Source organism: Psychroserpens sp. S379A, from assembly GCF_049800755.1.
In the GTDB taxonomy this organism is placed as follows: domain Bacteria; phylum Bacteroidota; class Bacteroidia; order Flavobacteriales; family Flavobacteriaceae; genus Psychroserpens.
Map to the genome: position 1 here is coordinate 242,031 of NZ_JBNAFQ010000001.1, position 25,665 is coordinate 267,695.

Annotated in this window: 20 protein-coding genes; 12 read left to right on the forward strand and 8 right to left on the reverse strand. The window is 32.6% G+C overall.

Features of this window, described 5'->3' with window-relative positions; all coding sequences use genetic code 11:
• Nucleotides 1–53 precede the first annotated feature (53 nt).
• The 6 genes from ACP15M_RS01040 to ACP15M_RS01065 all read left to right on the forward strand — a co-directional run bounded on the left by ACP15M_RS01040 (nucleotide 54) and on the right by ACP15M_RS01065 (nucleotide 11,950).
• Nucleotides 54–4,484 (forward strand): PQQ-dependent sugar dehydrogenase, encoded by a 4,431-nt coding sequence (locus ACP15M_RS01040; RefSeq protein WP_425075307.1) that lies wholly within the window; start codon nucleotides 54–56, stop codon nucleotides 4,482–4,484.
• Nucleotides 4,485–4,552: 68 nt separating this feature from the next.
• Entirely contained in the window at nucleotides 4,553–4,891 is a 339-nt protein-coding gene (locus ACP15M_RS01045) for a DUF4870 domain-containing protein (RefSeq protein ID WP_425075308.1), read from the forward strand.
• Between the two features lie 213 nt (nucleotides 4,892–5,104).
• Nucleotides 5,105–7,930 (forward strand): histidine kinase, encoded by a 2,826-nt coding sequence (locus tag ACP15M_RS01050; protein WP_425075309.1) that lies wholly within the window; start codon nucleotides 5,105–5,107, stop codon nucleotides 7,928–7,930.
• Between the two features lie 3 nt (nucleotides 7,931–7,933).
• Complete coding sequence (locus ACP15M_RS01055) at nucleotides 7,934–8,686, forward strand: LytR/AlgR family response regulator transcription factor (protein WP_425075310.1); 753 nt, start codon at nucleotides 7,934–7,936, stop codon at nucleotides 8,684–8,686.
• A 104-nt stretch (nucleotides 8,687–8,790) separates the two neighbouring features.
• On the forward strand, nucleotides 8,791–11,328 hold the full coding sequence (locus tag ACP15M_RS01060) for a T9SS type A sorting domain-containing protein (protein WP_425075311.1): 2,538 nt from the start codon (nucleotides 8,791–8,793) through the stop codon (nucleotides 11,326–11,328).
• A 79-nt stretch (nucleotides 11,329–11,407) separates the two neighbouring features.
• Nucleotides 11,408–11,950, forward strand: a complete 543-nt coding sequence (locus tag ACP15M_RS01065; protein ID WP_425075312.1) for a hypothetical protein — start codon at nucleotides 11,408–11,410, stop codon at nucleotides 11,948–11,950.
• Nucleotides 11,951–12,076: 126 nt separating this feature from the next.
• Here ACP15M_RS01065 and dnaN read toward each other — a convergent pair whose 3' ends face one another.
• From dnaN to ACP15M_RS01095, 6 genes are all read right to left on the reverse strand, one after another.
• Complete coding sequence (gene dnaN / locus ACP15M_RS01070; protein WP_425075313.1) at nucleotides 12,077–13,195, reverse strand: DNA polymerase III subunit beta; 1,119 nt, start codon at nucleotides 13,193–13,195, stop codon at nucleotides 12,077–12,079.
• Nucleotides 13,196–13,341: 146 nt separating this feature from the next.
• Nucleotides 13,342–15,012, reverse strand: coding sequence for a gliding motility-associated ABC transporter substrate-binding protein GldG (gldG, locus tag ACP15M_RS01075; protein WP_425075314.1), 1,671 nt, complete (start codon nucleotides 15,010–15,012; stop codon nucleotides 13,342–13,344).
• Nucleotides 15,012–15,743 carry a gliding motility-associated ABC transporter permease subunit GldF gene (gldF, locus tag ACP15M_RS01080; protein ID WP_425075315.1) on the reverse strand — a complete coding sequence of 244 codons (732 nt, stop codon included), beginning with the start codon at nucleotides 15,741–15,743 and terminating at the stop codon, nucleotides 15,012–15,014. Before gldF ends, gldG begins: the two co-directional genes overlap by 1 nt.
• A gap of 47 nt (nucleotides 15,744–15,790) precedes the next feature.
• Nucleotides 15,791–16,024 (reverse strand): hypothetical protein, encoded by a 234-nt coding sequence (locus ACP15M_RS01085; protein ID WP_425075316.1) that lies wholly within the window; start codon nucleotides 16,022–16,024, stop codon nucleotides 15,791–15,793.
• A gap of 51 nt (nucleotides 16,025–16,075) precedes the next feature.
• Nucleotides 16,076–16,372, reverse strand: a complete 297-nt coding sequence (locus ACP15M_RS01090) for a putative quinol monooxygenase (protein ID WP_425075317.1) — start codon at nucleotides 16,370–16,372, stop codon at nucleotides 16,076–16,078.
• A gap of 3 nt (nucleotides 16,373–16,375) precedes the next feature.
• Complete coding sequence (locus ACP15M_RS01095) at nucleotides 16,376–17,248, reverse strand: SAM hydrolase/SAM-dependent halogenase family protein (protein WP_425075318.1); 873 nt, start codon at nucleotides 17,246–17,248, stop codon at nucleotides 16,376–16,378.
• A gap of 208 nt (nucleotides 17,249–17,456) precedes the next feature.
• On the opposite strand from ACP15M_RS01095, the gene ACP15M_RS01100 reads away from it, so the two are divergent.
• From ACP15M_RS01100 to ACP15M_RS01115, 4 genes are all read left to right on the forward strand, one after another.
• Entirely contained in the window at nucleotides 17,457–18,410 is a 954-nt protein-coding gene (locus ACP15M_RS01100) for a PhoH family protein (RefSeq protein WP_425075319.1), read from the forward strand.
• Nucleotides 18,411–18,519: 109 nt separating this feature from the next.
• On the forward strand, nucleotides 18,520–19,479 hold the full coding sequence (locus ACP15M_RS01105; RefSeq protein WP_425075320.1) for a phosphoribosylaminoimidazolesuccinocarboxamide synthase: 960 nt from the start codon (nucleotides 18,520–18,522) through the stop codon (nucleotides 19,477–19,479).
• A 24-nt stretch (nucleotides 19,480–19,503) separates the two neighbouring features.
• Nucleotides 19,504–19,986, forward strand: a complete 483-nt coding sequence (locus ACP15M_RS01110) for a hypothetical protein (RefSeq protein WP_425075321.1) — start codon at nucleotides 19,504–19,506, stop codon at nucleotides 19,984–19,986.
• Between the two features lie 11 nt (nucleotides 19,987–19,997).
• Nucleotides 19,998–20,744, forward strand: coding sequence for a S41 family peptidase (locus tag ACP15M_RS01115; RefSeq protein ID WP_425075322.1), 747 nt, complete (start codon nucleotides 19,998–20,000; stop codon nucleotides 20,742–20,744).
• Between the two features lie 105 nt (nucleotides 20,745–20,849).
• Here the strand turns inward: ACP15M_RS01115 and ACP15M_RS01120 are convergent, their stop codons facing one another.
• Together ACP15M_RS01120 and ACP15M_RS01125 are read right to left on the reverse strand one after the other, a co-directional pair.
• Nucleotides 20,850–21,095, reverse strand: coding sequence for a hypothetical protein (locus ACP15M_RS01120; protein ID WP_425075323.1), 246 nt, complete (start codon nucleotides 21,093–21,095; stop codon nucleotides 20,850–20,852).
• 21 nt (nucleotides 21,096–21,116) lie between these two features.
• Complete coding sequence (locus ACP15M_RS01125; protein WP_425075324.1) at nucleotides 21,117–22,187, reverse strand: serine hydrolase domain-containing protein; 1,071 nt, start codon at nucleotides 22,185–22,187, stop codon at nucleotides 21,117–21,119.
• Nucleotides 22,188–22,318: 131 nt separating this feature from the next.
• Here ACP15M_RS01125 and ACP15M_RS01130 point away from each other — a divergent pair, with 131 nt between their 5' ends.
• The gene (locus tag ACP15M_RS01130) at nucleotides 22,319–24,124 is read left to right on the forward strand and encodes a helix-turn-helix domain-containing protein (protein ID WP_425075325.1); all 1,806 of its coding nucleotides are present in this window, start codon (nucleotides 22,319–22,321) and stop codon (nucleotides 24,122–24,124) included.
• Nucleotides 24,125–24,683: 559 nt separating this feature from the next.
• The gene (locus ACP15M_RS01135) at nucleotides 24,684–25,580 is read left to right on the forward strand and encodes a T9SS type A sorting domain-containing protein (RefSeq protein ID WP_425075326.1); all 897 of its coding nucleotides are present in this window, start codon (nucleotides 24,684–24,686) and stop codon (nucleotides 25,578–25,580) included.
• Nucleotides 25,581–25,665 lie beyond the last annotated feature (85 nt).

Consider the following 25,665-nt stretch of genomic DNA (forward strand, 5'->3'; position numbering starts at 1 on the left):
TTTTATACTGATTAATAGCAACATACACTTCTCCCAACCAAAAATACTTAATTATGTTTAGCTATAATCGTATTCCAAAAATACAGACACTATTTTTTATTGGTGTGTTCTGTTTCTTATTTTCAAATGTATTTGCACAATTACCAACAGGTTTTACAGCTTCCGAAGTTCAAAATGGTTACAATACTATTATGGGTGTTGTATTTAATAATGATGGAACAAAAATGTTTGTTTGGGAAAAACGTGGCCATGTATATGTCTCAAATTGGAACGGAACCACATATGTAAAACAAACGACTCCAGTTCTTGATATTTCAGATGAAGTTGGCGATTGGAGAGATTTCGGATTTGCTAGTTTTTGTTTGGATCCAGATTTTGAAACCAATGGTTTAGTTTATATGTATTATATGGTTGATCGTGAGCATTTAATGAATTACGGAACACCAAGTTATAATCCTAATGATAATGATTATTATGAAGCGACTATTAGTCGATTAACTCGTTATCAATTAAATATTGGGAGCAGTCCACTAACGACTAATTATGCTTCACGAACAGTGCTTTTGGGTGAGTCTGTTTCCACAGGAGTACCTTTAACCCATGAGTCACATGCAGGAGGAACTGTTATTTTTGCAAATGATGGCACTTTATTAGTGTCTACAGGAGATAATGCGAGTTATAATTCTGTCGATACAGGAAGTGCAAATGAAACCTATTGGCAACAAGCAATTAATGATGGAATTATGCGTCCTGAAGAAAACGTAGGTGCTTTCAGAAGTCAGATGATTACATCACTTTGCGGTAAAGTACTACGTTTAGATCCAGATACAGGAGATGGTATTCCTTCTAATCCATTCTATAATGCATCAAATCCAAGAGCACCAGAATCTAGAATGTGGGCAATGGGATTACGTCATCCTTTTCGAATGTCAATTCAACCAGGAAGCGGAAGTACCAATCCAGCAGATGGTAATCCTGGAATCATTCATGTTGCAGATGTAGGTTGGGGAACTTGGGAAGATTTACACATTTTTGATAAAGCTGGTTTAAATGGAGGTTGGCCTTTATATGAAGGGTTAACACAACACAATGGCTATTATAATAGTGGAACTACAAATCCTGATGAAGGCAATGCGCTTTTTGTAGATAATTGTCCGCAGCCAACATCGTTTGCAGATCATACAAATCCAGCGTTAAGACGTTTTGTACATGATAGACCAGAAGTCGCTTGGAGACATGGTGGACAAAATGAAGCACGTGTGCCTTGGTTTAATGGGACAACACCAACAAATCCAAGAGTTGGCTCAAATGGTTCGCCTACTACTGGAATAGAATTTAGAGGAAACACTGCTATTGCTGGTGTTTATATTCAAGGTGATGCCTTAGGAAGTAATATGAACGGAAAATATCTTTTTACAGATTATGTTAGAAATTGGATAAACGTTGCTACTCTTACCGATGGAACGCTAAATTGGATTAGTGATATTTCTGAATTGGCACCTTTAAACTTTGGAGATGGAATTGTGCATATGATGCAAAACCCATTAGATGGTTTTATCTATTATGTGAATATTTTTGACGGAACACTCTTTCGTATTTCTTTTGTTGGTCCAACATGGACTAATGAGCCTTCAAATTTGACCTTGCAGTGTGATGCGATTTCAAATCCTACAGATGAGTTCAATAATTGGTTGTCTAATGTTTCAGGAAGTGTACTCTGTGGTAATGCAACACTTACCAACGATAATACTGGATTGAATTTTTCGTGTGGTTCTTCAACTTCTGAAACAGTAACATTTACTTTGGCTGACGATTGTGGAAATGAAATTACTAAATCTGCTACGTTCACTATTGAAGACAACGAAGGACCAAGTTTTAATGAATCGCTTCCAACAAATGCAACAGTTAATTGTGACAACATTCCTTCAGCAGAAACACTAACAGCAAGTGATGTTTGTGGAACCGCTTCAGTAGGTTTTAATGAGACTACCACTTCAGGAGTATGCTTAGGAGATTATACGATAACCAGAACATGGATAGCTATAGACGATTGTGGTAATGAAACCGTTCATGTGCAAACCATTACAGTTGAAGATAATGAAGGTCCAAGTTTTAATGAGTCGCTTCCAACAGATACAACAGTCGTTTGTGATGCAATTCCTTCAGCAGCAACCTTAACAGCAAATGATGCTTGTGGAACCGCTTCCGTAGATTTTGATGAAACTACAACTTCAGGATTGTGCTTAGGAGATTATACAATTACCAGAACATGGACTGCTACAGACGATTGTGGTAATGAAACCATTCATATACAAACCATCACAGTTGAAGATAATGAAGGACCAAGTTTTAATGAGTCGCTTCCAACAGATACAACAGTCGTTTGTGATGCAATTCCTTCAGCAGCAACCTTAACAGCAAATGATGCTTGTGGAACCGCTTCAGTAGATTTTGATGAGACTATCACTTCAGGATTATGTGCTGGAGATTATACGATAACTAGAACATGGATAGCTACAGACGATTGTGGTAATGAAACCGTTCATGTGCAAACCATTACAGTTGAAGATAATGAAGGACCAACATTTAATGAGTCGCTTCCAACAGATACAACAGTAGATTGTGATGAGATTCCTTCAGCAGAAACTTTAACAGCAAGTGATGCTTGTGGAACCGCTTCAGTAGATTTTGATGAGTCTACCACTTCAGGAGTATGTGCTGGAGATTATACGATTATAAGAACATGGACAGCTACAGACGATTGTGGCAATGAAACGATTCATGTGCAAACCATCACAGTTGAAGATAATGAAGGACCAACATTTAATGAGTCGCTTCCAACAGATACAACAGTAAATTGTGATGAAATTTCTTCAGCAGCAACTTTAACTGCAAGTGATGCTTGTGAAACCGCTTCAGTTGATTTTAATGAAACTACAACTTCAGGAGTATGTGCTGGAGATTATATGATTACAAGAACATGGACTGCCACAGACGATTGTGGTAATGAAACCATTCATGTGCAAACCATCACAGTTGAAGATAATGAAGGTCCAAGTTTTAATGAGTCGCTTCCAACAGATACAACAGTAGATTGTGATGAAATTTCTTCAGCAGCAACTTTAACTGCAAGTGATGCTTGTGGAACCGCTTCAGTAGATTTTAATGAGACTACCACTTCAGGAGTATGTGCTGGAGATTATACGATTACAAGAACATGGACAGCTACAGACGATTGTGGTAATGAAACCATTCATATACAAACCATCACAGTTGAAGATAACGAAGGTCCAAGTTTTAATGAGTCGCTTCCAACAGATACAACAGTCGTTTGTGATGCAATTCCTTCAGCAGAAACTTTAACTGCAAGCGATACTTGTGGAACCGCTTCAGTGGATTTTGATGAGACTACCACTTCAGGAGTATGCTTAGGAGATTATACGATAACCAGAACATGGATAGCTATAGACGATTGTGGTAATGAAACCGTTCATGTGCAAACCATTACAGTTGAAGATAATGAAGGTCCAAGTTTTAATGAATCGCTTCCAACAAATGCAACAGTTAATTGTGACAACATTCCTTCAGCAGAAACACTAACAGCAAGTGATGTTTGTGGTACAGCTTCAGTAGATTTTAATGAGACTACCACTTCAGGAGTATGTGCTGGAGATTATACGATTACAAGAACATGGACAGCTACAGACGATTGTGGTAATGAAACCATTCATATACAAACCATCACAGTTGAAGATAACGAAGGTCCAAGTTTTAATGAGTCGCTTCCAACAGATACAACAGTCGTTTGTGATGCAATTCCTTCAGCAGAAACTTTAACTGCAAGCGATACTTGTGGAACAGCTTCCGTAGATTTTGATGAGACTACCACTTCAGGAGTATGCTTAGGAGATTATACGATAACCAGAACGTGGACAGCTACAGACGATTGTGGTAATGAAACGATTCATGTGCAAACCATCACAGTTGAAGATGCGACAAGTCCAGTTTGGGATGATGTACCAGAAGATGTTATAGTCAATTGTAGTGAAGCTTATCAAACTGCTTATGAGAATTGGTTGGATAGTTTTTCGGGAACTGATGCATGTGGTACAGCAATAGTATTACATGATGGACCAGCAACTATATCTTGTCCTGATTCGGTTATAGTAAATTTTGAGTTAACCGATGATTGTGGAAATTCTTCAGTTGCAACAGCTACCTTTACTGCAGAAGGGACTTTAGATATTTCAGAAGTTGAAGCTAATACAATTAAAATGTATCCAAATCCTACGCAAGAGGTTTTAAATTTTAAAGGACTTAAACCAAATAGTAGTATTGAAATCTATAATATTTTAGGTCTAATTAAATTTAAAGGAGCTATCAACAATACTAAAGCACTTCACCTTGATCTAAACTCTGGATTGTATCTTGTTAAAATTATTTCTGGAGAAAAAGGAATCACTAAAAAGTTGATTGTTAGATAAAAATTGTAACATTTTAAAAATTGTTGCGTCAAACAAATGAATTCAATCAAAACAATCGCAATAAAAAAATGAGACAAGATAATCAACTTATCGTTTTAACACATTTAAGTCAGTTACTAACCTTCATTACAGGTTTTGGCGGATTAATAGTTCCGTTAATAATTTGGAGTACACAAAGGGATAATGTGTATAAAATGGATGAACAAGGAAAGCATATTGTAAACTTTCAGATTAGTATGTTAATATATAGTTTAATCTGTATTCCACTAATATTAGCTCTCGGATTAGGTGTTTTAGGACTCATAATCTTGTGTATAGTATCATTCATTTATCCAATAATAAATGCTATAAAAGCTAGTCATGGTGAAACACCAAGATATCCTTTATCTCTTAATTTTATTAGTTAGTTATTTTATATAGAGATAAATAAGAACGCGCACTTGTATAGTGCGCGTTTTTTATATTCAGAAAAAAAAATGACAGTTACAGAAAAATAAGACAAGCATTGTGAACATAAATATTAAGTTTGTTGATTGATATTTATGTGGCGTTATTTAAAATACATATTATTTTTACTCTTACCAGCTTTTGCAATTGCTCAAAATCCGGTAACACAGCATATGTCTAAAGTTTCAAATCTTCCAGATGTAGAATTTTATGACATTGCCCAAGACCACCAAAATTACATATGGTTAGCCGCAAATAAAGGTTTATACCGTTATAGTGGAAAAGATTACAAGCGATTTGTTCATCCTGAACAAAAATCGAATTCCCTTTTTCAATTAAAATTTGATACTGATAACAAACTGTGGTGTAACAATATTTACGGCCAGTTATTTTATGTAGAAAATGATAGTTTAAACTTGTTTTATGATGCGAGTAAATTAGTAAAAGGACAACTAGCACCTTATGCAATACACAAAGATTATATCCGATTATTTACCGTAACTGGTGTTTATGATATTGATTTAACAACAAAAAAAATCAATAAGCTTTTTGATGGCATGTGTATTAGTAACTCAACCATTAATGATGCCGATTACACCTTTGCTATTAGTTTTGAAGACAATTTAGAGCGTCATCGCATTTATACATTTAATAAAAGTAAATCCACAAAAATATTTGAAATAACAAGCACAAAAAGAATACAATCTCCAAAACTATTTGCTTTTAATACTACTATATTCTTTACGCACAAAAGCGTTAATGGTAATGTTTTGTATTCTGTGAATAAAACAAATAATGATGTAACCAAACTAAAAACACCAACGCAAATACAACATGAAACTATTTATAGTCTTCTAAATTTTAGCGACGAGTATTGGTTTTTAACCAGTTCTGGTGTGTTTATTTATACTTTTAAAAGTGAATTGTTTACGTTTAAAGAGCAACTTTTTAAAGCTGAATCTATTACAGATGTTCAAAAAGATTTCAATAATAATTATTGGTTTACAACTTTAGACAATGGTGTATTTGTATCGCCAAATCTTAATATTCGTCGTGTAGAGTTATCTCATATTGAAGCAAAAATCACAGCTTCTGCTGCATTACAAAACAATCATTTTGTATTTGGAACCAATGACGGAAAACTACTGTTTTATCATCAAAATCAACTAACAAAAACACTACAGTTACCAGGAAAAAAGATCATAGGTAAATTGTATTTTGATGCGTTAAAAGCAAAATTAATTGTAAGTATTAATGCTTCAGAATCGTTTGTGGTCGATTTAAAAACGGATAAAATAACCGACGTAAATAACCGATTTTCGGTTGCAAAAACCTTTTCTAAAATAGATGATAAGACCTTGTTTTATGGTAATTATCGTCAAGGTATTGTGTATAAAAACCCGTTTAGTAATCCTGAACAACAAATTCTTAAAGAAAGTCGTGTAAAAGCTTCTGTTGTTTCAGGAAACACTTTGTTTGTATCTTATATAGATGGACTTTATAAATACAACACCAAAACATTTGCTTCCGAAGAAATTACGTTCAATTCAAACGGTCTAATGGTTAATTCAATTGCAAATACTAACGGAATTATTTGGTTAGCCACACAGCACAACGGATTGTTAAAATACGAGAACCATATTTTAAAACCTTCAGGAATTAAACTTCCAGAGAACCTTCAAATAAATAGAATACATTCAGATGGACTTGTATTATGGATTTCAACCGATTCTGGTTTGTTTCAATATCATACAAAAACACAGCAACTTCAATCGCTAAACGCGCAAGATGGTTTAAACACAGCGGTTAATGATTTTTTGGTACTTCAAAATCAAATTATTGTAAGCTTACCAAAAACGTTTTATACACTTCCTAAGGCAAACGGTTTGTTTAAAACCTTTAAAACAGCAAAGGTTAGGGTAGAAGGGGTTTCGATAAACGATCGGGACACTTTAGTTGCGAGCAACTACAAATTGCCACACGATTTTAATAAAATAGAACTGACTTTTAATTCCAACGGTTTTCAATCTAACAAACATGTCAACTATCATTATCGTGTAAAACAGCTAGATACCAGTTGGCAAAACATTCCTTTAAATACGCATTTTGTTAACTTTAATAGTTTGTCTAGCGGAACCTATACTTTTGAATTAAAAGCGAAAAACATCAGTGCTAAAAATCCTGTTTTTGCAGCACCAATAACCTTTATAATTGCCAAGCCCTTTTGGGAAACCTATTGGTTTTATGGTCTAGTCTTAGTGTCAATTATAGGTTTAGTTTGGTTGTATTTTAGATGGCGATTACAACAAAAAGAACAACAACGTATTGCCGAGATTGATAAAATTTTAATCGATAAAAAAATCACGAATTTAAGGTTGGAAAATTTGCGCTCTCAAATGAATCCGCATTTTATTTTTAATGCTTTAAATTCCATTCAAGATTATATTATTTCGAATGAAAAAGAATTGGCAAGCTCGTATTTAGTGAAGTTTAGCCGATTAATCCGTATGTATTTAGATTACAGTCAGCAAAACGAAATTACTTTAGAAGAAGAATTAAACGCTTTAAAACTGTATTTAGAATTAGAAAAAGTCCGTTTTGAAGATGAATTGGAATATACTATTTCTGTTGATAATCAATTGAAGACAAAACAGATAAAAGTACCATCATTATTCATTCAACCCTATGTTGAAAATGCTTTAAAACACGGATTATTACACAAATTAAGTGACCGAAAATTGCATATTGAAGCAAAAATTATTCAGCAAAATAAATTAGAAATTACCGTTGAAGACAACGGAATTGGTCGCGCACAATCCGAAAAATTAAAACGACCAAACCAACAGCACAAACCCTTTGCTACCAAAGCAAACGAAGAACGTGTGCATCTTTATAAAAATAAATTAAAACGTGATATAGCCATAACGACCAACGATTTGTATGACGAAAACGACGCTGCTGCAGGTACAAAAGTGGTCATCACCATGTCAATACATTAAGATATGAAAGCGATAATTATAGACGACGAAAAACGCGCCAGACATTTACTATCAAACTTGTTAACCGAACATTGTGCAAGTATTACTAGCATTGAAGAAGCGCAAGATTTAGCATCTGGTGTAGATTTGATTAAAACCAGTAAACCAGATGTTGTTTTTTTAGATATTGAAATGCCAAATCAGTCAGGATTAGATATTTTAGAATATTTTCCAAATCAGATCGATTTTAAAATCATTTTCGTGACGGCATACAATCAATATGCCATTGAAGCTTTCAAACTGTCGGCTGTAGATTATTTGTTAAAACCAGTGGACACAACCGAGTTAAAAGAAGCGGTTGCAAAAGCTGAAGAAGCCATAAAGACCAACAATTTAAACGACCAGCTAAACAAGTTACGCGACTCGTTAAAGCAGCTCTCAATGGATAAAATTGCTTTAGAGATACCTAAAGGGATCATGTTTGCATCGCATAATGATATCGTGTATTTTGAAGCTGATGGCATGTACACCAACGTACAACTTATGGATGGCAAACAAAAAACCATTTGCAAACCGTTGAAGCATTTTGTAGAGCAGTTAGAACGTAATGCGATGTTTTTTAAATGTCATCGTTCGTATTTAATCAACTTAAAATATGTAGACGAATTGGTTAAAGATGATGGCGATTATTTACTAATGAACAATCAAAAACGCATTCCAATTTCAAAATCTAAACGCGATCAGTTTTTAGAAGTGATTAAGGAAACGTTTATGTAATTTTTATTCAGAAAAAAAATAGGGCTTTTCAGAAAAATCCCACTTAAATTTATTCTATAGGATTGTTGTTTTGTAGTTGAAAATTAATATTAATCTCAACTACAATGAAAAAAACATTACTCTTATTAACGACCTACCTATGTTTGGGTGTGTCGGCATTTTTTGCTCAAAATGTAAACATACCCGATGCTAATTTTAAAGCGTATCTTGTTGGTGATGCAGCAATTAATACCAATAGCGATAGCGAAATTTCTGTTGCAGAAGCGCAAGCTTTTTCAGGTGAATTATTGGTAAATGGATTATCTATTTCAGATCTAACAGGTATTGAAGCTTTTGTTAATATTACGCGCTTAGATTGTTACAGTAATAATCTAACGTCTATCGATGTAAGCAATAATCTAGCATTAACACGTTTGCACTGTGCTGATAATCAAATTGAAACGTTGGATATTAGTGCGAACACATCAATTACAGATATACAATGTCATAACAATGGTGTTTTATATGAATTAAACATTGCTAATGGTAATAACAGTAACTTTAGCTATATGAAAGCCTATGGTAATAGTTTATCATGCATTCAAATAGATGCAGGTTATGCGCCACCTACAGATGCTGGAATTTACAGTCTAGGTTGGACAAAAGGTAGCTCAGCATTTTATAGTGAAGACTGTGCTGCATTAAATCAAATAGTAAACATTCCAGATGCTAATTTTAAAAGTTATTTAGTAAACAATAATAGCATCAATTTAAATGGTGATACTGAAATTACAGTGGCTGAAGCACAAGCTACAACAGAGCTACTTATCAATGGTTTGTCAATTTCAGATTTAACAGGTATTGAAGCCTTTACCAATTTAACACGTTTAGATTGTTACACAAATAATTTAACGACTATAGATGTTAGTAATAACTTAGCCTTAACGCGTTTACATTGTGCTGATAATCAAATTGAAACTTTAGATATTAGTGCCAATACGCTAATTACAGACATACAATGTCATAACAACGTTGTTTTATACGAATTAAATATAGCTAATGGTAATAACAGCAATATAAACTGGATGAAAGCTTATGGTAATCCAAGTTTAACTTGTATTCAAGTAGATACTGGCTTTTCGCCACCAGCAAACAGTGGTTTGTATGTGGCAGGTTGGACTAAAGATAATCAAACAAGTTATAGCGAAAATTGTATACCAGCAGTGTATTATGTAGATGCAAATGCAACAGGCGCCAACGATGGTAGTTCATGGACAGATGCTTTTACAAACGTAACAGACGCTTTAGCACTTACCAATTTAAATGATGCTGTTTGGGTAGCAAAAGGAACCTATACATTAGCAGATAAAAACATACCAATAGCTGTTAGTACAAACGAAGTAGATATTATTGGAGGTTTTGCAGGAACCGAAACGACTCTAGCAGATAGAGACTTAACAGCTATTCATGCTACAAATGCTACCATTTTTACTGGTGATATTAATGGTGATGATATTGATGGAGATTTCTCTTCGAATAAAACCGATAATGCAGAGCGTTTATTTGAATTAAGAACAAGCAACGTCACTTTTGATGGTATTATTTTTGAAAACATTTACGACACCTCGCAATCTGGTGGAGTACATGAAAACGGTGTTATATTTATACCAAATAATTTAAATGCTAATAACTTAAAAATTAAAAATTCGGTATTTAGAAATAACTATTCTAATGGCTATTTACTAAAAATTAGAAAATTTAATCAAGGATTACTTATTGAAAACACCAAGTTTATCAATAACACCATTGTTAATATGGGATTGGTTTATGTGCAATCTGATAGTACAAACGGTTATATTTTTACACGTTGGGCAAATGTTTTGGTAGCCGATAACGATATTAATCTTTCGGCATTACATATTTTCAGATCAGATTGGAATAACGGAAGCACTTTAGATGTTGTAATTAATAATAGTACGTTTGTTAATAATGATTATAATGGTACTTATGGCAATTCTATAACGGCATCAGGTAATGGTAGTGTTAACCTAAATGTTAATAATTCTATCTTTTGGCAGAATACAGTCAATGGTACAACAGCAACAAGAGATATTTCCGACGGAATGAATTCTACTTACGATGTGTTTATTAGAAATTCTATTGCAAATGTATCATCAAACGCTGGAACTTACGGGACATTTAGTGCGACAAATGTAACCACTTTAGATCCAGCAACAGATAATTTAAATTTAGATACTGAATATAAACCAACATCAGCTTCAAATTATATTGTTGATCAAGGAGATAACGCTTACTACGATGAAGCTTTATTTGGTGATTTAGATTTATCAGGTAATGATAGAATAGTTAATACTACCATAGATTTAGGTACTTATGAATATAATTCTACATTAGGTGTTGGCGATGTTGTTTTGAATGAGAATTCAGTAAAACTATTCCCAAACCCAGTTAGTGATAGATTATTTATTAAATCTACAGCGCAAATTGAAAGCGTAGCTATTTATAATATTAATGGGCAATTAGTAAAACAAGCTAATACAATAAATAGAGGCATTGATGTATCTAATTTAAACACTGGCTTATATATCATTCAAATAAAAACATCTAAAAATTCTATTAACAAGAAGTTCCTTAGGAACTAAGTTGATATGATGTCAACTTAATCTAGCGCTCACAACTGTGAGCGCTTTTTTTACCAAATTTTTCAAAAACAAATTTATTATGAAACACTTAAAACATTTTACAATTGTATTACTTGCAATAATAGTATCATCATGCGCTTCAGATGATAGTTCAAACGCTTCCGAAAATAATTTTATAAGCGTGGGTGAGTCTTCTTATGAGATGAGAGCAGCAATTATAGAACCTACTTTAAATTCAGTATTTTTAAGTTTAACCAATAGTACAGAGGCAGAAACAACCGCTTCATTTGAAGGAACTACGCTTAATAATGTAGATTATTTTTCAGCAAGAATCAATCATTTTGATCTTTCATCAGGTGAAACTTATAATTTGTCAGATATTTCTAGTTTAGAATTTGTTGTTAATGGAGATGTCATTAATTCTGAATTTGAAAACGGTTTTAGTCAATTTTATAAAAGTGGGACTAACGCTGATTTAGAAGTTACTTCTGGTAGTATTACTATTATAGATTATACGGTAGATTCAATTAGTTTATCGTTTTCTTTTACCAGAGGAGATGGAACAGAAATTACAGGAACTTACGAAGGCGGATTCTTATATATAACTTCGGTGGACGAATAAACCGTTTTTAGTACAAAAAATAAAGGTTCATCAAAATTATAATGATGAACCTTTTTTATAAAAAAAAGACTCACCATTACAGTGAGCCTTTTAATAAGTAATTATTGAAATAGCAATATTATTAGCCTAGCTATTAAGCATTACAGGCATAACAAGCATTGTTACTTGTTCACCTTCGTCTAAACCATCAATTGGTGTAAGAATACCAGCTCTGTTTGGTAAGCTCATTTCTAGTTGAACTTCGTCAGCATTAAGATTGTTTAGCATTTCAGTTAAGAAGCGAGAGTTGAATCCAATTTGCATATCGTCGCCTTGATAATCGCACGTTAAACGCTCTTCAGCTTTGTTAGAGTAGTCAATATCCTCAGCAGAAATGTTCAATTCTGATCCAGCAATTTTCAATCGGATTTGATGTGTTGTTTTATTTGAGAAAATGCTCACACGACGTACTGAATTTAAAAACTGTGTTCTGTCTATAGTTAATTTATTAGGATTCTCTTTTGGAATCACAGCTTCGTAGTTCGGATATTTTCCATCAATTAAGCGGCAAACCAATACAGAATTATCAAAAATAAATTTAGCATTAGAATTATTGTATTCAATAGTTAGCGCATCATCGCTAGTTGCTAAAATTCCTTTTAAAAGGTTTAAAGGTTTTTTAGGCATTATAAATTCTGCAACCTGATCTGCTTTAACATCTTCACGAGTATATTTTACCAGTTTATGAGCATCTGTTGCAACAAAGGTTAAACCTTCGGTAGAAAACTGAAAAAAGACACCACTCATCACTGGACGTAAATCGTCGTTTCCAGCAGCAAAAATAGTTTTGCTAATTGCAGTTGCTAAAATATCTCCAGCAATGGTTGTAGTACTCGGATTATCAAGTTCTACAGCCTTTGGAAACTCATTACCATCAGCATAAGCAAGTGCATATTTACCATGATTAGAACTAATTTCAACAGTGTTATTATCTTCAACAACAAAAGTTAAAGGCTGTTCTGGAAATGTTTTTAAGGTATCTAAAAGTAAACGAGCAGGTAAGGCAATGCTTCCGTCTTCATCACTTTCTACATCTAAAGTAGAAGCCATTGTGGTTTCGAGATCACTTGCAGATACAGTAAGTTTTGAATCTTTTAATTCAAAAAGAAAATTATCTAAAATTGGAAGTGTATTCGAATTATTAATGACACCACCTAATACTTGTAATTGTTTAAGTAAATATGTACTGGATACTATAAATTTCATCTGTGATTTAAATAATAGAATTGAACAACAAATATATTTTATTAACTGGTAATATAAAGCCTTATTTATACATTTTTATTAACACTTAATATTGGGATATGTATTAGCGTTTTAAATTATGTAAAAGTCTTCAACACACAAGAGTATTAAGCATATTTTCTTTTTCGAAAGAAGTTAAACACAAACCCGAATAAGACTAAAATAATTAAAGGTAAAGCGATATTAACAATTTGCCATTTGGCTTTTTCTTTCTCTATTTTTTGAGGATCTAAAAACTGAAGCGCAACCTCTTTAGTTCTTAAGTTTATGAGTCCGTCATCATTTAATAAATAATTCACTGCATTCTGAAGAAACTCTGTATTTCCAAATCGACGACCAGTCATACGATCAAATCCAAGTTCTTGTGGTTTGCCTTTTATAACGTCATTTTTAATAACATCACCATCTGCAATGACAATCATTTTAGTAGATTCACTTTGGGTTTTATCGTCATTGAGTTGAAATGGTTTTACTCTGTTTTTATAAACAGATGCAAATTCGCCTTCTAATAGAACCGCTAAGGTTTGATGCGGATTTGTATATGTTTTAGGATCTGGTTCTTGAGTTACGATATCTAAATCTACTTCATTTGGAACACCAACAAGCTTTGTTAATTGTGAGCTTCGTAATAAAATGGTTTTATCTACCGAATTTTTTAAGGTATCTATTTGACTTGCAAAATCAAAACGAACAGGATTTATATTTGTGGTGATTGGATGATTAGGATTATTAGCAGCCAAAGGCGAATAAGGCCATTGCACAGGTTGAAATTGAGCGTTGTTTCCTTCTCCAATAGCTAAAGTTATTGGAGCAGAGTAGAGGTCGTTTACCATTACAGGATTTATACGTACACCATATTTGAAGAAAAAATCGGTAAGATTCAAATCTTTCATAATAGCAACTGCTTTTCCAGAATTGTTATACAAACTGTCTTTGTCCATCACAACAGCTTCAGTCAGCCAAAGACTTTTTCCGCCTTGCATGGTATACTGATCAAGGACATATTTTTCTTCCTCTGTAAAAGGTTGCATAGGTTTAGCCGAAATAATCAAATCGTAATTACTAAGGTCTTTTAAAGTTTTTTGAGGATGGCTAGCTACACTATCTAAGGTAAAAGGTGCTAAAAAATAATGCTCACCTAGTTTCTGAAGAAAATCGGCAACATAAGCATCTGCGAGTTGTTGATTACCTCTTAAGACTGCAATCTTTTTTTCTTTAGGAGTGACTAGTTTTTTAAAAGCTTCGGCAAACACATACTCTAAGTTCTGTATAGAGCCATTAACCAATTCTTGGTCTGAAGCACCAATTTTATTTTTAATTAGCGGAACAATGACAGTTTGTTCGTTATAACTTGCCAAAGCCCAAGGAATCACAACTTCTTGAGAGGTTTTTCCGTTTTCTTGAACTGTAATCTGAAAGGGTTGCATACCTCTTTGTGCCAATTGCTGAAGGTTTCTTTGGCGAGTAGCTTCTTCTTCAATCGGATTGATAAAATTAAATACCAAGTTGGAATTTGAAACTGCAAATTCTTCTAGTATTTGACGAGTTTCATCACGAAGTCGTCTAAATTCTGAAGGAAAATCACCTTCTAAAAACACATCAATAATTATTGGAGCATCAACTGAAACTAAGGTTTGTTTCGCTGCTTCAGAAAGTGTGTAACGTTTATCCTTTGTTAAATCAAAACGTTTATAGACATTACTAGAAATTAAATTAACAATAAAAATTACCACTAAGGTAATCACTAAAGTTGTGATGTATTTTTTATTAGCTACCATTAAGCGTTATGAGTTCTTGATATGTTTAATTTGGTTAGTACAACAAATAATGCTGTAATGCTCAAAAAATAAATAATGTCACGAGTATCTAAAATACCACGACTCATACTTTTAAAATGCGATTCCATACCTAATGTTTCAATATAAAATGCATCACCAAATAAGTTGTAGTTAGAGAGACCTTCAAATCCGAAATAGAAAAAGAAGCATATAAAAACCGCAATGATAAATGCTACAATTTGATTGTCTGAAAGACTAGAAGCAAAGATACCAATAGCAGTATAAGCAGCAATTAAAAATAATAACCCAAAGTACGAACCCATCACACTACCAACATCTAAATTGCCTTCAGGATTTCCTAGTTTTGAAATGGTATAAGCATATAACAAAGTCGGTATTAAAGCGATGATAATTAATACCAATGCACCAAAATATTTTCCTAAAACGATCTGCAAATGGCTAATAGGTTTGGTAAGTAATAACTCAAGAGTGCCTTGTTTTTTTTCATCTGCAAAACTTCTCATGGTTACAGCAGGTACTAAAAAAATGAGAATCCAAGGCGCTAAAAGAAAGAAACTTGACAAATCTGCAAAGCCATTATCTAGAATGTTAAACTGCCCTTTAAACAACCAAAGGAATAAACCGTTAAGCAAAAGAAAAACAGCAATCACCAAATAACCAATTGGTGAAGTAAAAAAGGTATTGATTTCTTTTTTTAGAATGGCGTACATTAATTTTAGTTAAAAATTTTTAAGTTGGAAAGTTAAACGTTTATGAGTTAATCATGAATTTTTACTTGTGGTTTTCTTTTAAGATTTTTTTTGAATTTAAACATTTGAATACTTGTATAGACCATAAAGGTAAGACCAAGAATAGAACCATAGAATCCAAACATATAAATCGATCGACTACCAAAACGATAAATTAGTTGTGATATTATAAGAATTAACAATCCAATTATAAATGGTTTAAAAAGATTATTCCAGCTTTGCTTTATGTCGTTTTCTGTCATTAATTAATAATTTTACATTCAACGTTATAACCTTACAACTTTCAAACTCTATTACTTCAGCGAAGCAACTTTATCCACACTCCAAGCTTCAGGTTTAGCGTTAAATAAAGGTTTTGTATTTGCCCAAACACCTTTAAATAATTTAGAATGTCTGTAATTTTCTAAATCGGTTTCAGACGTCCAATAACTATACGTAAAAAAAACGTTTGTATTGTGTTTATCGCGATACAGTTCTAAAAACTGACAACCTTCAAAAGCTCTAATCTTATCTTTGACAACTTCAAAATTAGATAAAAACTCATCAATCTTTAGTGGATCAAATTCCATTTTTACAATTCTTACAAACATATATTATCGTTCTAACAGTTCTTTTCCTTTAGGCATAACAGGTGTGGCTACAAAGTTTACTGTAACCGTATCTCTTAATTTTAATCCCATTAAACTTGTGGCACTGCCTACAGTATTACAATCGCTTTTATAAACTGCAATTTCTAAATAACCTGCCGAATTAAAAACCACTAAACCTTTACCAGCATCGTAGCGTTTTTCTTCAGGAATATCAAAATTAATGGCATCGCTATACTTATCATAAATATGCTTGAACTTATAATTTCGAGCCGAAATTTCATAATGACGTGTCTTTTGAACCGATTCAAAAAAAACACGTTTTATATTAGTAACGACATTACCATAGTTATCGATATAGATCACGCTACCAATAATTTGATTTTTTTCATCATTTACAAACGGATTCAAATTCTTGATAGGCTTAATAGTATGAATTATTTTACCAATAACTTCAAGTGTACCTCCTCGAGCAATATGGCAAGCCACATTGACAAATACATCGAGCACAGGAAAACTTGTAGCCACACGATCGTGAATGTTAATTTCTACTATTTTTTGTGGCGCAATATCTTTACAAATCATGCTCATAATACCATTATTGGCACAAATAAAATAGTGATCGTCTAATTGCACAGCAATATGTTTATTTTCAGGATTAAGCTCAGAATCGATTCCGATCATGTGAATCGTTCCTTTTGGAAAACTACTATACGCATTTTGAATAATATAAGCAGCTTCAGGTACATTAAAAGGTGCAACAGAATGTGAGATATCAACAATTCTCACATCAGGCAATTCGCTATAAATAGCACCTTTTATGGCACCAGCAAAGTGGTCTTTTTCGCCAAAATCGGTTGTTAATGTGATGATTGCCATAAATAGATTACCATAAATAGGTTACATATAAAAGCTCAATATAATTATCAAATAAAACTGTTAAAAACTAATCAATATTTTAATTCAATGGTAAGCATGTGAATTAAATAGTTTAATTATTTTTGGTTAAGATGATAAAATGAGCTTCATTTTCTCTCATCACAAAACTAATAAAAGAAAACAGATTAATTTATAAATCAGATAGCTTTTGAATGAACTTATTTTAGAACTGGAAGAAATTACTCCTAAAGAATTTTTCGGAGCTCAAAACGCTAATATTAAAATCTTAAAACAATACTTCCCAAAACTCAAAATTGTTGCCAGAGGAAACAAAATTAAAGCCTATGGCGATGAAAACTTATTAGAAGAATTCGACCGTCGTATGGAAATGCTTATGGTGCATTTTGGTAAGTATAACAAAATAGATGAAAATGTTATTGAACGTGTGCTAACCAGTCAAAGTAGTGATGACTATACAACTTCAGACCAAAGTGGCGAAGTAATTGTTCATGGTGTTAATGGACGACTCATTAAAGCGCAAACCGTAAACCAACGTAAGCTTGTTGAAAGCATGCGTAAAAACGATATGGTGTTTGCTATTGGACCAGCAGGAACTGGAAAAACCTACACAGGAGTTGCCTTAGCCGTTAGAGCATTAAAAAACAAAGAAGTAAAACGAATCATACTAACACGACCAGCAGTAGAAGCTGGAGAGAATTTAGGATTTCTTCCTGGAGATTTAAAAGAAAAACTCGATCCTTACATGCAGCCTTTGTATGATGCACTTCGTGATATGATACCAGCAGAAAAATTAGCAGCATTTATCGAAAACGGAACCATTCAAATAGCACCTTTGGCATTTATGCGTGGACGAACTTTAGATAATGCCTTTGTAATTTTAGATGAAGGTCAAAATACAACACATGCGCAAATGAAAATGTTTTTAACGCGTATGGGAAAAAACGCAAAATTCTTACTCACAGGAGATCCTGGTCAGGTCGATTTGCCAAGGCGTACCATTTCGGGTTTAAAAGAAGCGCTTTTAGTGCTCAAAAATATTGAAGGCATTGGCATGATTTATCTTGATGATAAAGATGTTATTCGTCATAAATTAGTAAAGAAAGTCATTTCAGCATACAAGAGTATCGAAAATAGAGATTAATTTTTTTAGGAGCTTATTCCAGCTTTCAGCAGTCGCTCTTTTCAAGGAGCTCCAACAAATGCTTCAATCTGGGCTAGGACATTTTAATAACCTTACAAATTGTTCATTCGTGGCAAATCAAAATCAAACGATAACAGAATCAAATTTTAATTTTCCAAACCAAAAAAGTGTTTATAAAGGAAAAGTACGAGAAGTCTATAATATTAATGACGAAGCACTCGTCATGATTGCAACCGATCGCTTATCGGCTTTTGATGTAGTGATGCCAAAAGGAATTCCGTATAAAGGTCAAATCTTAAATCAAATAGCAACCAGCATGATGAAAGCTACTGAAGATTTAGTACCTAATTGGTTAACCGCAACACCAGATCCTAATGTAGCAGTCGGTCATTTATGCGAACCCTTTAAAGTAGAAATGGTCATTCGTGGTTATCTCTCTGGTCATGCAGCACGTGAGTATAAAGCAGGTAGACGCTTACTTTGTGGTGTTGAAATGCCAGATGGCATGAAAGAAAACGATAAGTTTCCAGAACCAATCATCACACCAGCCACTAAAGCCGAAATGGGAGATCACGACGAAGACATTTCTCGAGAAGACATTCTCAAAAAAGGCATTGTTTCAGAAGACGACTATCTTGTTTTAGAAGATTATACCCGAAAGTTATTTCAACGAGGAACCGAAATTGCAGCATCAAGAGGTTTGATTTTGGTAGATACCAAATACGAATTTGGTAAAACAAAAGAAGGTAAGATTGTCTTAATTGATGAAATTCATACGCCAGACTCATCACGTTACTTTTATGCAGATGGTTACCAAGAACGTCAAGATAAAAACGAACCACAAAAGCAACTATCAAAAGAATTTGTAAGGCAATGGCTTATTGCTAATGAATTTCAAGGACTTGAAGGACAAACCGTTCCAGAAATGAGTGACGATTATATTGAAACGGTTAGTGAACGTTATATCGAGCTTTATGAAAATATCATGGGAGAACCTTTTGTAAAAGCAGACGTATCTAATATACAGAGTAGGATAGAAGCTAATGTTTTGCAATATTTGGGGCAATAGATACTGCGTAAAAATCAACTATATATGATTAGATTTTTAATTGCTATTTCCATTTTATTCATTTTTTCAACTGCTTGTGCTCAACCTACAGATTCTAAGCTTTGGATTGAAGACCTTGAATTGTATAGAACCAATCTTGAAAAGTATCATATTGAATTATATAAGAATATCAGTAAGGTCGAGTTTGAACAAGAATTAGAGCAGATAAAATCAAACTTAAACAAAAAAACAGATACTGATATCATCATTAGTTTAATGCGGCTAACACGAAAAATTGGAGATGGACATACTGCATTTTCTTTAAGAGGAATAGAAACTCATTTATATCCCATTGAAATTTCCAAAATAGAAGAACAATGGAGAGTTATTAAAACGACCAATGCGCATGAGCATCTTTTGGGCAAAGAATTGATAGCAATTGACGGAAAAACAATGATGCAAATCGAAAATGAAATTGGTAAAGTTGCTCAATATGTTGAAATGAACAATCCAAAGTTATTAGAGTAGCTCAATATTCAATGATATCTGAATTACTTTATGGATTAAATTTAACAAATAACAAATTTGATGCAGTTTTCTCATTTTTAGATGACAACAAAAAGAGAACAGAGTTAACATTAAAAGCAATAAATAGTAACGATTATTATGAAAATGTTGAGTTCAAGACACTTGAAATTGTAATTCCTGAAATAGAAAAACCAATCGACCTAAAACAAGATTATCTTTGGTTTAGCCCTATAAAAACTACGGAAGCGATTTATATAAAATTTGAAAGTTATCCTTCGTTTGAGGACATGGATATGTTTGGAGAATCTGTTTTAAACTATATCAATAAAAATAACATCAAACAAATTGTCATTGATTTAAGAAATAATCGTGGTGGAGATTTTTTTGTAGGCACATTTTTAGCATATTATCTAAACTTAGCAGATAGTATTGATTGGAAATCGGGAGTTTATGTACTAACAGATAAAGTAACTTTTTCTGCAGCCACTAGTAATGCTTCACAATTTAGGCAAATGCTAAATGCAAAAATTGTTGGAGAACCAACAGGTTCTAATCCGACAGGATATCAAGATATGGGACAATTTAAACTTCCAAATTCAGGAATGATAGTTACATACTCAAAACGCCTTTTCAGATTTCAAGAAAAAATAACCCAAGGAGTTCAACCCGATGTTTTAATTGAATATGATTGGGAAAGCTATTCTAAAGGAAAAGATAATATGATGCAATGGATTATTAACGACCTAAAAGGAAAATAGCAGTTTAGACATATAAAACAAGAGTATAAAGCCCAAACTCATAGAAAAGAGTTCTAAAGAGCACAATAAAGGCAAATACACTACACCTTTATTGTGCTTGTTATCTTAATACCAGTTAAAACCTACTCCTATAAATATTGTTGCAGCATCTCTATATCCATCTCCTTTTAAAAAAGTTCTGCCTAAAGTAGTTTGAAGTTGAAAATCTAAAGCAAAATTGTCCTTTTTATATAGTTCATAACCTGAAGATAAACCAATAACAAAACCTTTCCGATTAGCAACTTCCTTTTCTTGTGCTTCTAATATAAAGCTTACTAATATTAAGGCAATTGTTAAAAATACTGTTCTCATTTTTTGATTGTTCTAATTATATTAATTAAATTCATTCATTAACAATCCCTGAATTATCGTATTACGCTGTGAACCTGTATCATCTTGTTCATTACTTAACAATACAATTGTTGCATTATATTGTGGCAAAAAGCCAATCATACTCCAATAACCATTAATATCGCCTCCATGCCAAAACATTGTAGTATTACCTTCTTGTGTAGTAAACCAACCTAAGCCAAAATCAACAAAACCACTAGGAACATTTTCAATAAATATTTCTTCTTTTTCAGATTCGGTAAACCAATTTGTTTTTACAGCATTGGCCCAAATTTCCATATCTTCAGGTGTACTACTAAAATCGCCAGCACCAAATGCAATAGTCATTGGGTAAGTACTATTACTATTGCCTATATGATAACCTTCTGCATGAGTGTTTTGATCAATTATATTGTTGCCTTTGTAGGTGTTAATCATTCCTAGAGGAGTTAATATGTTTTGCTGAACATAATCATGGTAAGACATTTGAGATAATTCTTGAATTAACAAAGCAGCAATAAGAAAATTAGAATTGCTATACTGTTTATTATTACCTGGTGTAAAATTGAGGCCGTTTTCTGAAATCATATCAGTAATTAGCTCATAAATATCTTCTTCATCAAAAGTTTCACCTTGCTCATAAGCTTCTTCAACTACAAATTGATAATCTGGAATACCAGATTGATGTGATAATAAATGCGCTATAGTAATTTGATTTCCATTTGGAAATGCATCATCAAATTCATTTAACGTTTGACTAAAACTACTAATCATACCGTCACGCTTTAATTGTACAATTGCAGCAGCTGTTAGCGTTTTAGATACAGAACCAATACGATAAGCTAGGTCAAAATCTTGCGGCAGAGCTGTGCTTTTGTTTGCTAACCCAAAGCCTTGGCGAACTAAATCATTGCCATCTTTAGTTACAATGGCATAACCTTGAAAATTAGTTTCAGTTAAAAGAGTTTCAACGTTGGTGTAATTGGTTGTTGCTAAATTATTATCATCATCAGATGAGCACCCAAGAAAAATACTTAGAATAATAAAAAATGAAATTGTTTGTAATGTTTTCATAATGAATAGTTTTCGATTTATATGATGCAAATATGCTAGCATTTATTACATCAAAAGTTCTGTTAGTTATTCAATAAGTTCTGAAATGTAATTCAGAACATTTTTTATATTTTAGCATTCAAGAAATTGAAATGACTGACCAAAATAAATCTATAGTAGTCCTCCCATTTGTAAACATGAGTAGCGATGAGGAAGCTGAGTATTTTTCTGATGGAATAACTGAAGAAATTATTAATGCGCTTACTGCAATTCCAGACTTAAGAGTCATAGCTCGTACCTCGGCATTTTCATTTAAAGGAAAAAATTTAGATGTTCGAAATATTGCCAATCAACTTAATGTAAATACTGTTTTAGAAGGAAGTGTAAGACGTTCGGTCAATAGAATTCGTATCACTGTACAGTTTATTAATGCAGAAGACGGAAGCCATTTCTGGTCTAAAAATTATGATCGAGACTTAGATGATATTTTTACTATTCAAGATGAAATTAGCTTATTAATAGCTGAAAAAATTCGTGAAAACTTTGGTCATTTTGAAGTTGCAGAGATGCTTGGTACAGTTTCACAACAACAATACTCTACTTACGATTTATATTTAAAAGCAAAATATGAGCTTCATAAATTTAATGTAGAACATGTTAATAGAGCAATTAGTATTTTAGAAGAAGTTATAAAACTAGACCCTAATTTTGCTGAAGCTTATGTTAGCTTACATTATGCTTATAATATTTTAGCCGCTGGCGGATTAGCTCCTGTTGGTGAATCCTTAAACAAAGGCGAAAACTACCTCAATTTAGCCTTAAAACTAAATCCTAACTTACCAGAAGCATACCATTCGTTGGGTTGGCATGCTTTAAATTACCATTGGGATTTTAATTCGGCCGTAAACTATTTAAGAAAAGCAATAGATTTGCGTCCAGGTTATGCAGACGCTTATAACAAACTTTACATTACCTTAGAATTGGCAGGCTGTCATGTGTTAGCAGAAAAACAAATACAAAAGGCTTTAGAACTAGATCCTCTTTTACCACTTAACAATTATTTTTCTGCCTATCATAATTATATTAAGGGAAATTTTGAAGTTACAAATGCTCTTTTTAAAAGAACATTTGAGTTAGATGCTTCTTTTTTAGTTGGTTACTCTATTAATGCTTTAGCTTCAGCTCATCAAAATAATTGTGAAAGTATAATTAAATTGGCTAAAAATATTCCTGAAATTGAAGGCGCTCATTTAGAGCGTTCACAAATGATGGCTATTGCTTATGCATCACGATTAGATAAAAACATGGCTCAGCCTTTTATTGCTGACCTAGAAAAGGAACTTAATGGTAAAAATAGAGAACGTATACGTTTCTTTTTAATATATGTCGAAACTTTATTGGGCAATTTTGAAAAAGCATTTAAACATATTAGCAATGGTATAAATTACCAAGAGCCGCTAATAACATTAATTAAAATAGACCCTTTATTAAAACCTTTACATAGTTTTAAACAATGGCAAGAAGCTCTAAATAAAATTTACAGTAAATGTAATAACATAGAGCAATTGATGATAGATAAACCTAATTCAAATATTCTATTAACTCCAAATGAAGTAGAGGCACTTAGCAAAAAACTAGACCGTTTAATGCGTCAAAAGGTTTTGTTTACAGATGCTCAACTCAATTTAAAAACACTTGCCCAACACTTACAAATATCTTCTAATAAACTGTCTTGGTTACTAAATACATACTATCAAAAAAACTTCAAAGAATATCTCAATCAATACCGTTTGGCAGAGTTTAAGGAAAAAGTTGTTTTGCCAGAAAATCAAAATTTAACATTAATCGCCTTAGCTTACGATTGTGGATTTAATTCAAAAACAGTGTTCAATACTTATTTTAAAAAAATGGAAGGTGTTACGCCTAAAACATGGTTAAAAAATCATGTAAATAGATAGTGAAATTGTATTGGTAATTAAAATGCATCTGTCTTTATTTAATAATCTAATTTTGAGTTGCATTAGTAATTAATATAAAGTACAACCAAAAGAATACTTTAAAACAGGAGAAGATACCATGATGCAACCTGTACCAAAAAATGTAGAAAACCACCTAAGTTACTTGTTTTACATATGCCATAATAGTTAGAGATTAATAATGACACAATGTATATGCAAAATATATTAAAAACAAATAGTTGATACAATTTGATACAAATTGACACAGATTGATACAAATTGACACAGATTGACACAATTTTTCGCCCAAAAAGCGTTTTTTGATGGGTTTTCTTCGAGTGTTGTTCGAGACTTGTTCGAGAAAAGCTTGTATGCATATTTTAAAAATTCGATGTTTTAGGAGCAATCCCGAACACATCTTGAAGCATCTTAGAAAAGCCTTTTAAAATGTAAAAAAAGAGCTACAAATAACTAGTGTTTTCATTTTAGATGAAGTATATTTATGGCTTATTAAAATACGTTAGCAAACATTAAAAACAACAATCAGAAACAATAAAACATGAATAAAAATTACACTTTTAAATTTAATGGATTTACAATTTTATTAGCCTTAATATCAACTTCACTTTTTGCACAAGTAAATGACGAAAACTTTGATGCCTTAGCTCCAGCTTTAAGAGGTCTTGACTTTACTACAAACGGAATTAGATTCCAGCAGATATCTCCAAATTCTATTAGTCAAATGGCTTCTCTCTCTGAAAGTTCTGATTTTATCATTACACCATTTGCTAATGATTTAGGTTTATTATTTAACATTGATAATTCTGGAACAGTAAATGGTCCAAATATAGGAGTATTTGATTATAGACTAGGAAGTGCTGATGGTTCAGAATTTAAAATTGTATCTATGGAAGCTGATATGTCTGCTAAGCCTTCTGCAAATGGTTATGTCTTTACCGCAACTATTACAGGATATCGAGATGGAACAAGTATTATTAGTGATAATATAGATTTTACAACAAGTGACACAAGTAATTCTGTAACATATACTAAAGATTCTAATCCTGCTGCAAATGGTGGCACTTTAACTTTTTCTTCCGCTTGGGAGAATATAGATGAAATTCGTTTTACTGGAGGTACTCCTACAGGCTCTATATCACTTTTAATGATTGATGAATTAGATTTTTCAATACCTGTGTTAAGTGTATCAGAAAATGCTCTTGATGAAAAAATTTCTATATATCCAAATCCAACTCAAGATGTCATAAATTTGAATTTTGGAGATCTAAAAAATATAGACCTTAAAGTATTTAATGTTTTAGGTGATATCGTTTATCAAAAAAGAAATATTACTGAAGCTTTATATCAGTTAAAATTAAACCAACCTTCAGGAGTCTACTTTATTCAATTAAATTCTAAAGATAAGCAACGACAAATTAAGATTATTAAAAGATAACAGTAACTGCCTGATACATAAATGTGTTAGCAAACATATGAGAAAAACGATATTCATAATAGTACAATTGGTTTTCATTTTTACA

Excerpts from the sequence above, each read along its gene's own strand:
- gldF (WP_425075315.1), bottom strand. The coding sequence starts at position 15,743 with ATGTACGCCATTCTAAAAAAAGAAATCAATACCTTTTTTACTTCACCA.
- gldG (WP_425075314.1), bottom strand. The coding sequence starts at position 15,012 with ATGGTAGCTAATAAAAAATACATCACAACTTTAGTGATTACCTTAGTG.
- ACP15M_RS01110 (WP_425075321.1), top strand. The coding sequence starts at position 19,504 with ATGATTAGATTTTTAATTGCTATTTCCATTTTATTCATTTTTTCAACT.
- ACP15M_RS01090 (WP_425075317.1), bottom strand. The coding sequence starts at position 16,372 with ATGTTTGTAAGAATTGTAAAAATGGAATTTGATCCACTAAAGATTGAT.
- ACP15M_RS01060 (WP_425075311.1), top strand. The coding sequence starts at position 8,791 with ATGAAAAAAACATTACTCTTATTAACGACCTACCTATGTTTGGGTGTG.
- ACP15M_RS01115 (WP_425075322.1), top strand. The coding sequence starts at position 19,998 with ATGATATCTGAATTACTTTATGGATTAAATTTAACAAATAACAAATTT.
- ACP15M_RS01040 (WP_425075307.1), top strand. The coding sequence starts at position 54 with ATGTTTAGCTATAATCGTATTCCAAAAATACAGACACTATTTTTTATT.
- ACP15M_RS01120 (WP_425075323.1), bottom strand. The coding sequence starts at position 21,095 with ATGAGAACAGTATTTTTAACAATTGCCTTAATATTAGTAAGCTTTATA.
- ACP15M_RS01050 (WP_425075309.1), top strand. The coding sequence starts at position 5,105 with ATGTCTAAAGTTTCAAATCTTCCAGATGTAGAATTTTATGACATTGCC.
- ACP15M_RS01085 (WP_425075316.1), bottom strand. The coding sequence starts at position 16,024 with ATGACAGAAAACGACATAAAGCAAAGCTGGAATAATCTTTTTAAACCA.
- ACP15M_RS01135 (WP_425075326.1), top strand. The coding sequence starts at position 24,684 with ATGAATAAAAATTACACTTTTAAATTTAATGGATTTACAATTTTATTA.
- dnaN (WP_425075313.1), bottom strand. The coding sequence starts at position 13,195 with ATGAAATTTATAGTATCCAGTACATATTTACTTAAACAATTACAAGTA.
- ACP15M_RS01095 (WP_425075318.1), bottom strand. The coding sequence starts at position 17,248 with ATGGCAATCATCACATTAACAACCGATTTTGGCGAAAAAGACCACTTT.
- ACP15M_RS01045 (WP_425075308.1), top strand. The coding sequence starts at position 4,553 with ATGAGACAAGATAATCAACTTATCGTTTTAACACATTTAAGTCAGTTA.
- ACP15M_RS01055 (WP_425075310.1), top strand. The coding sequence starts at position 7,934 with ATGAAAGCGATAATTATAGACGACGAAAAACGCGCCAGACATTTACTA.
- ACP15M_RS01130 (WP_425075325.1), top strand. The coding sequence starts at position 22,319 with ATGACTGACCAAAATAAATCTATAGTAGTCCTCCCATTTGTAAACATG.
- ACP15M_RS01125 (WP_425075324.1), bottom strand. The coding sequence starts at position 22,187 with ATGAAAACATTACAAACAATTTCATTTTTTATTATTCTAAGTATTTTT.
- ACP15M_RS01065 (WP_425075312.1), top strand. The coding sequence starts at position 11,408 with ATGAAACACTTAAAACATTTTACAATTGTATTACTTGCAATAATAGTA.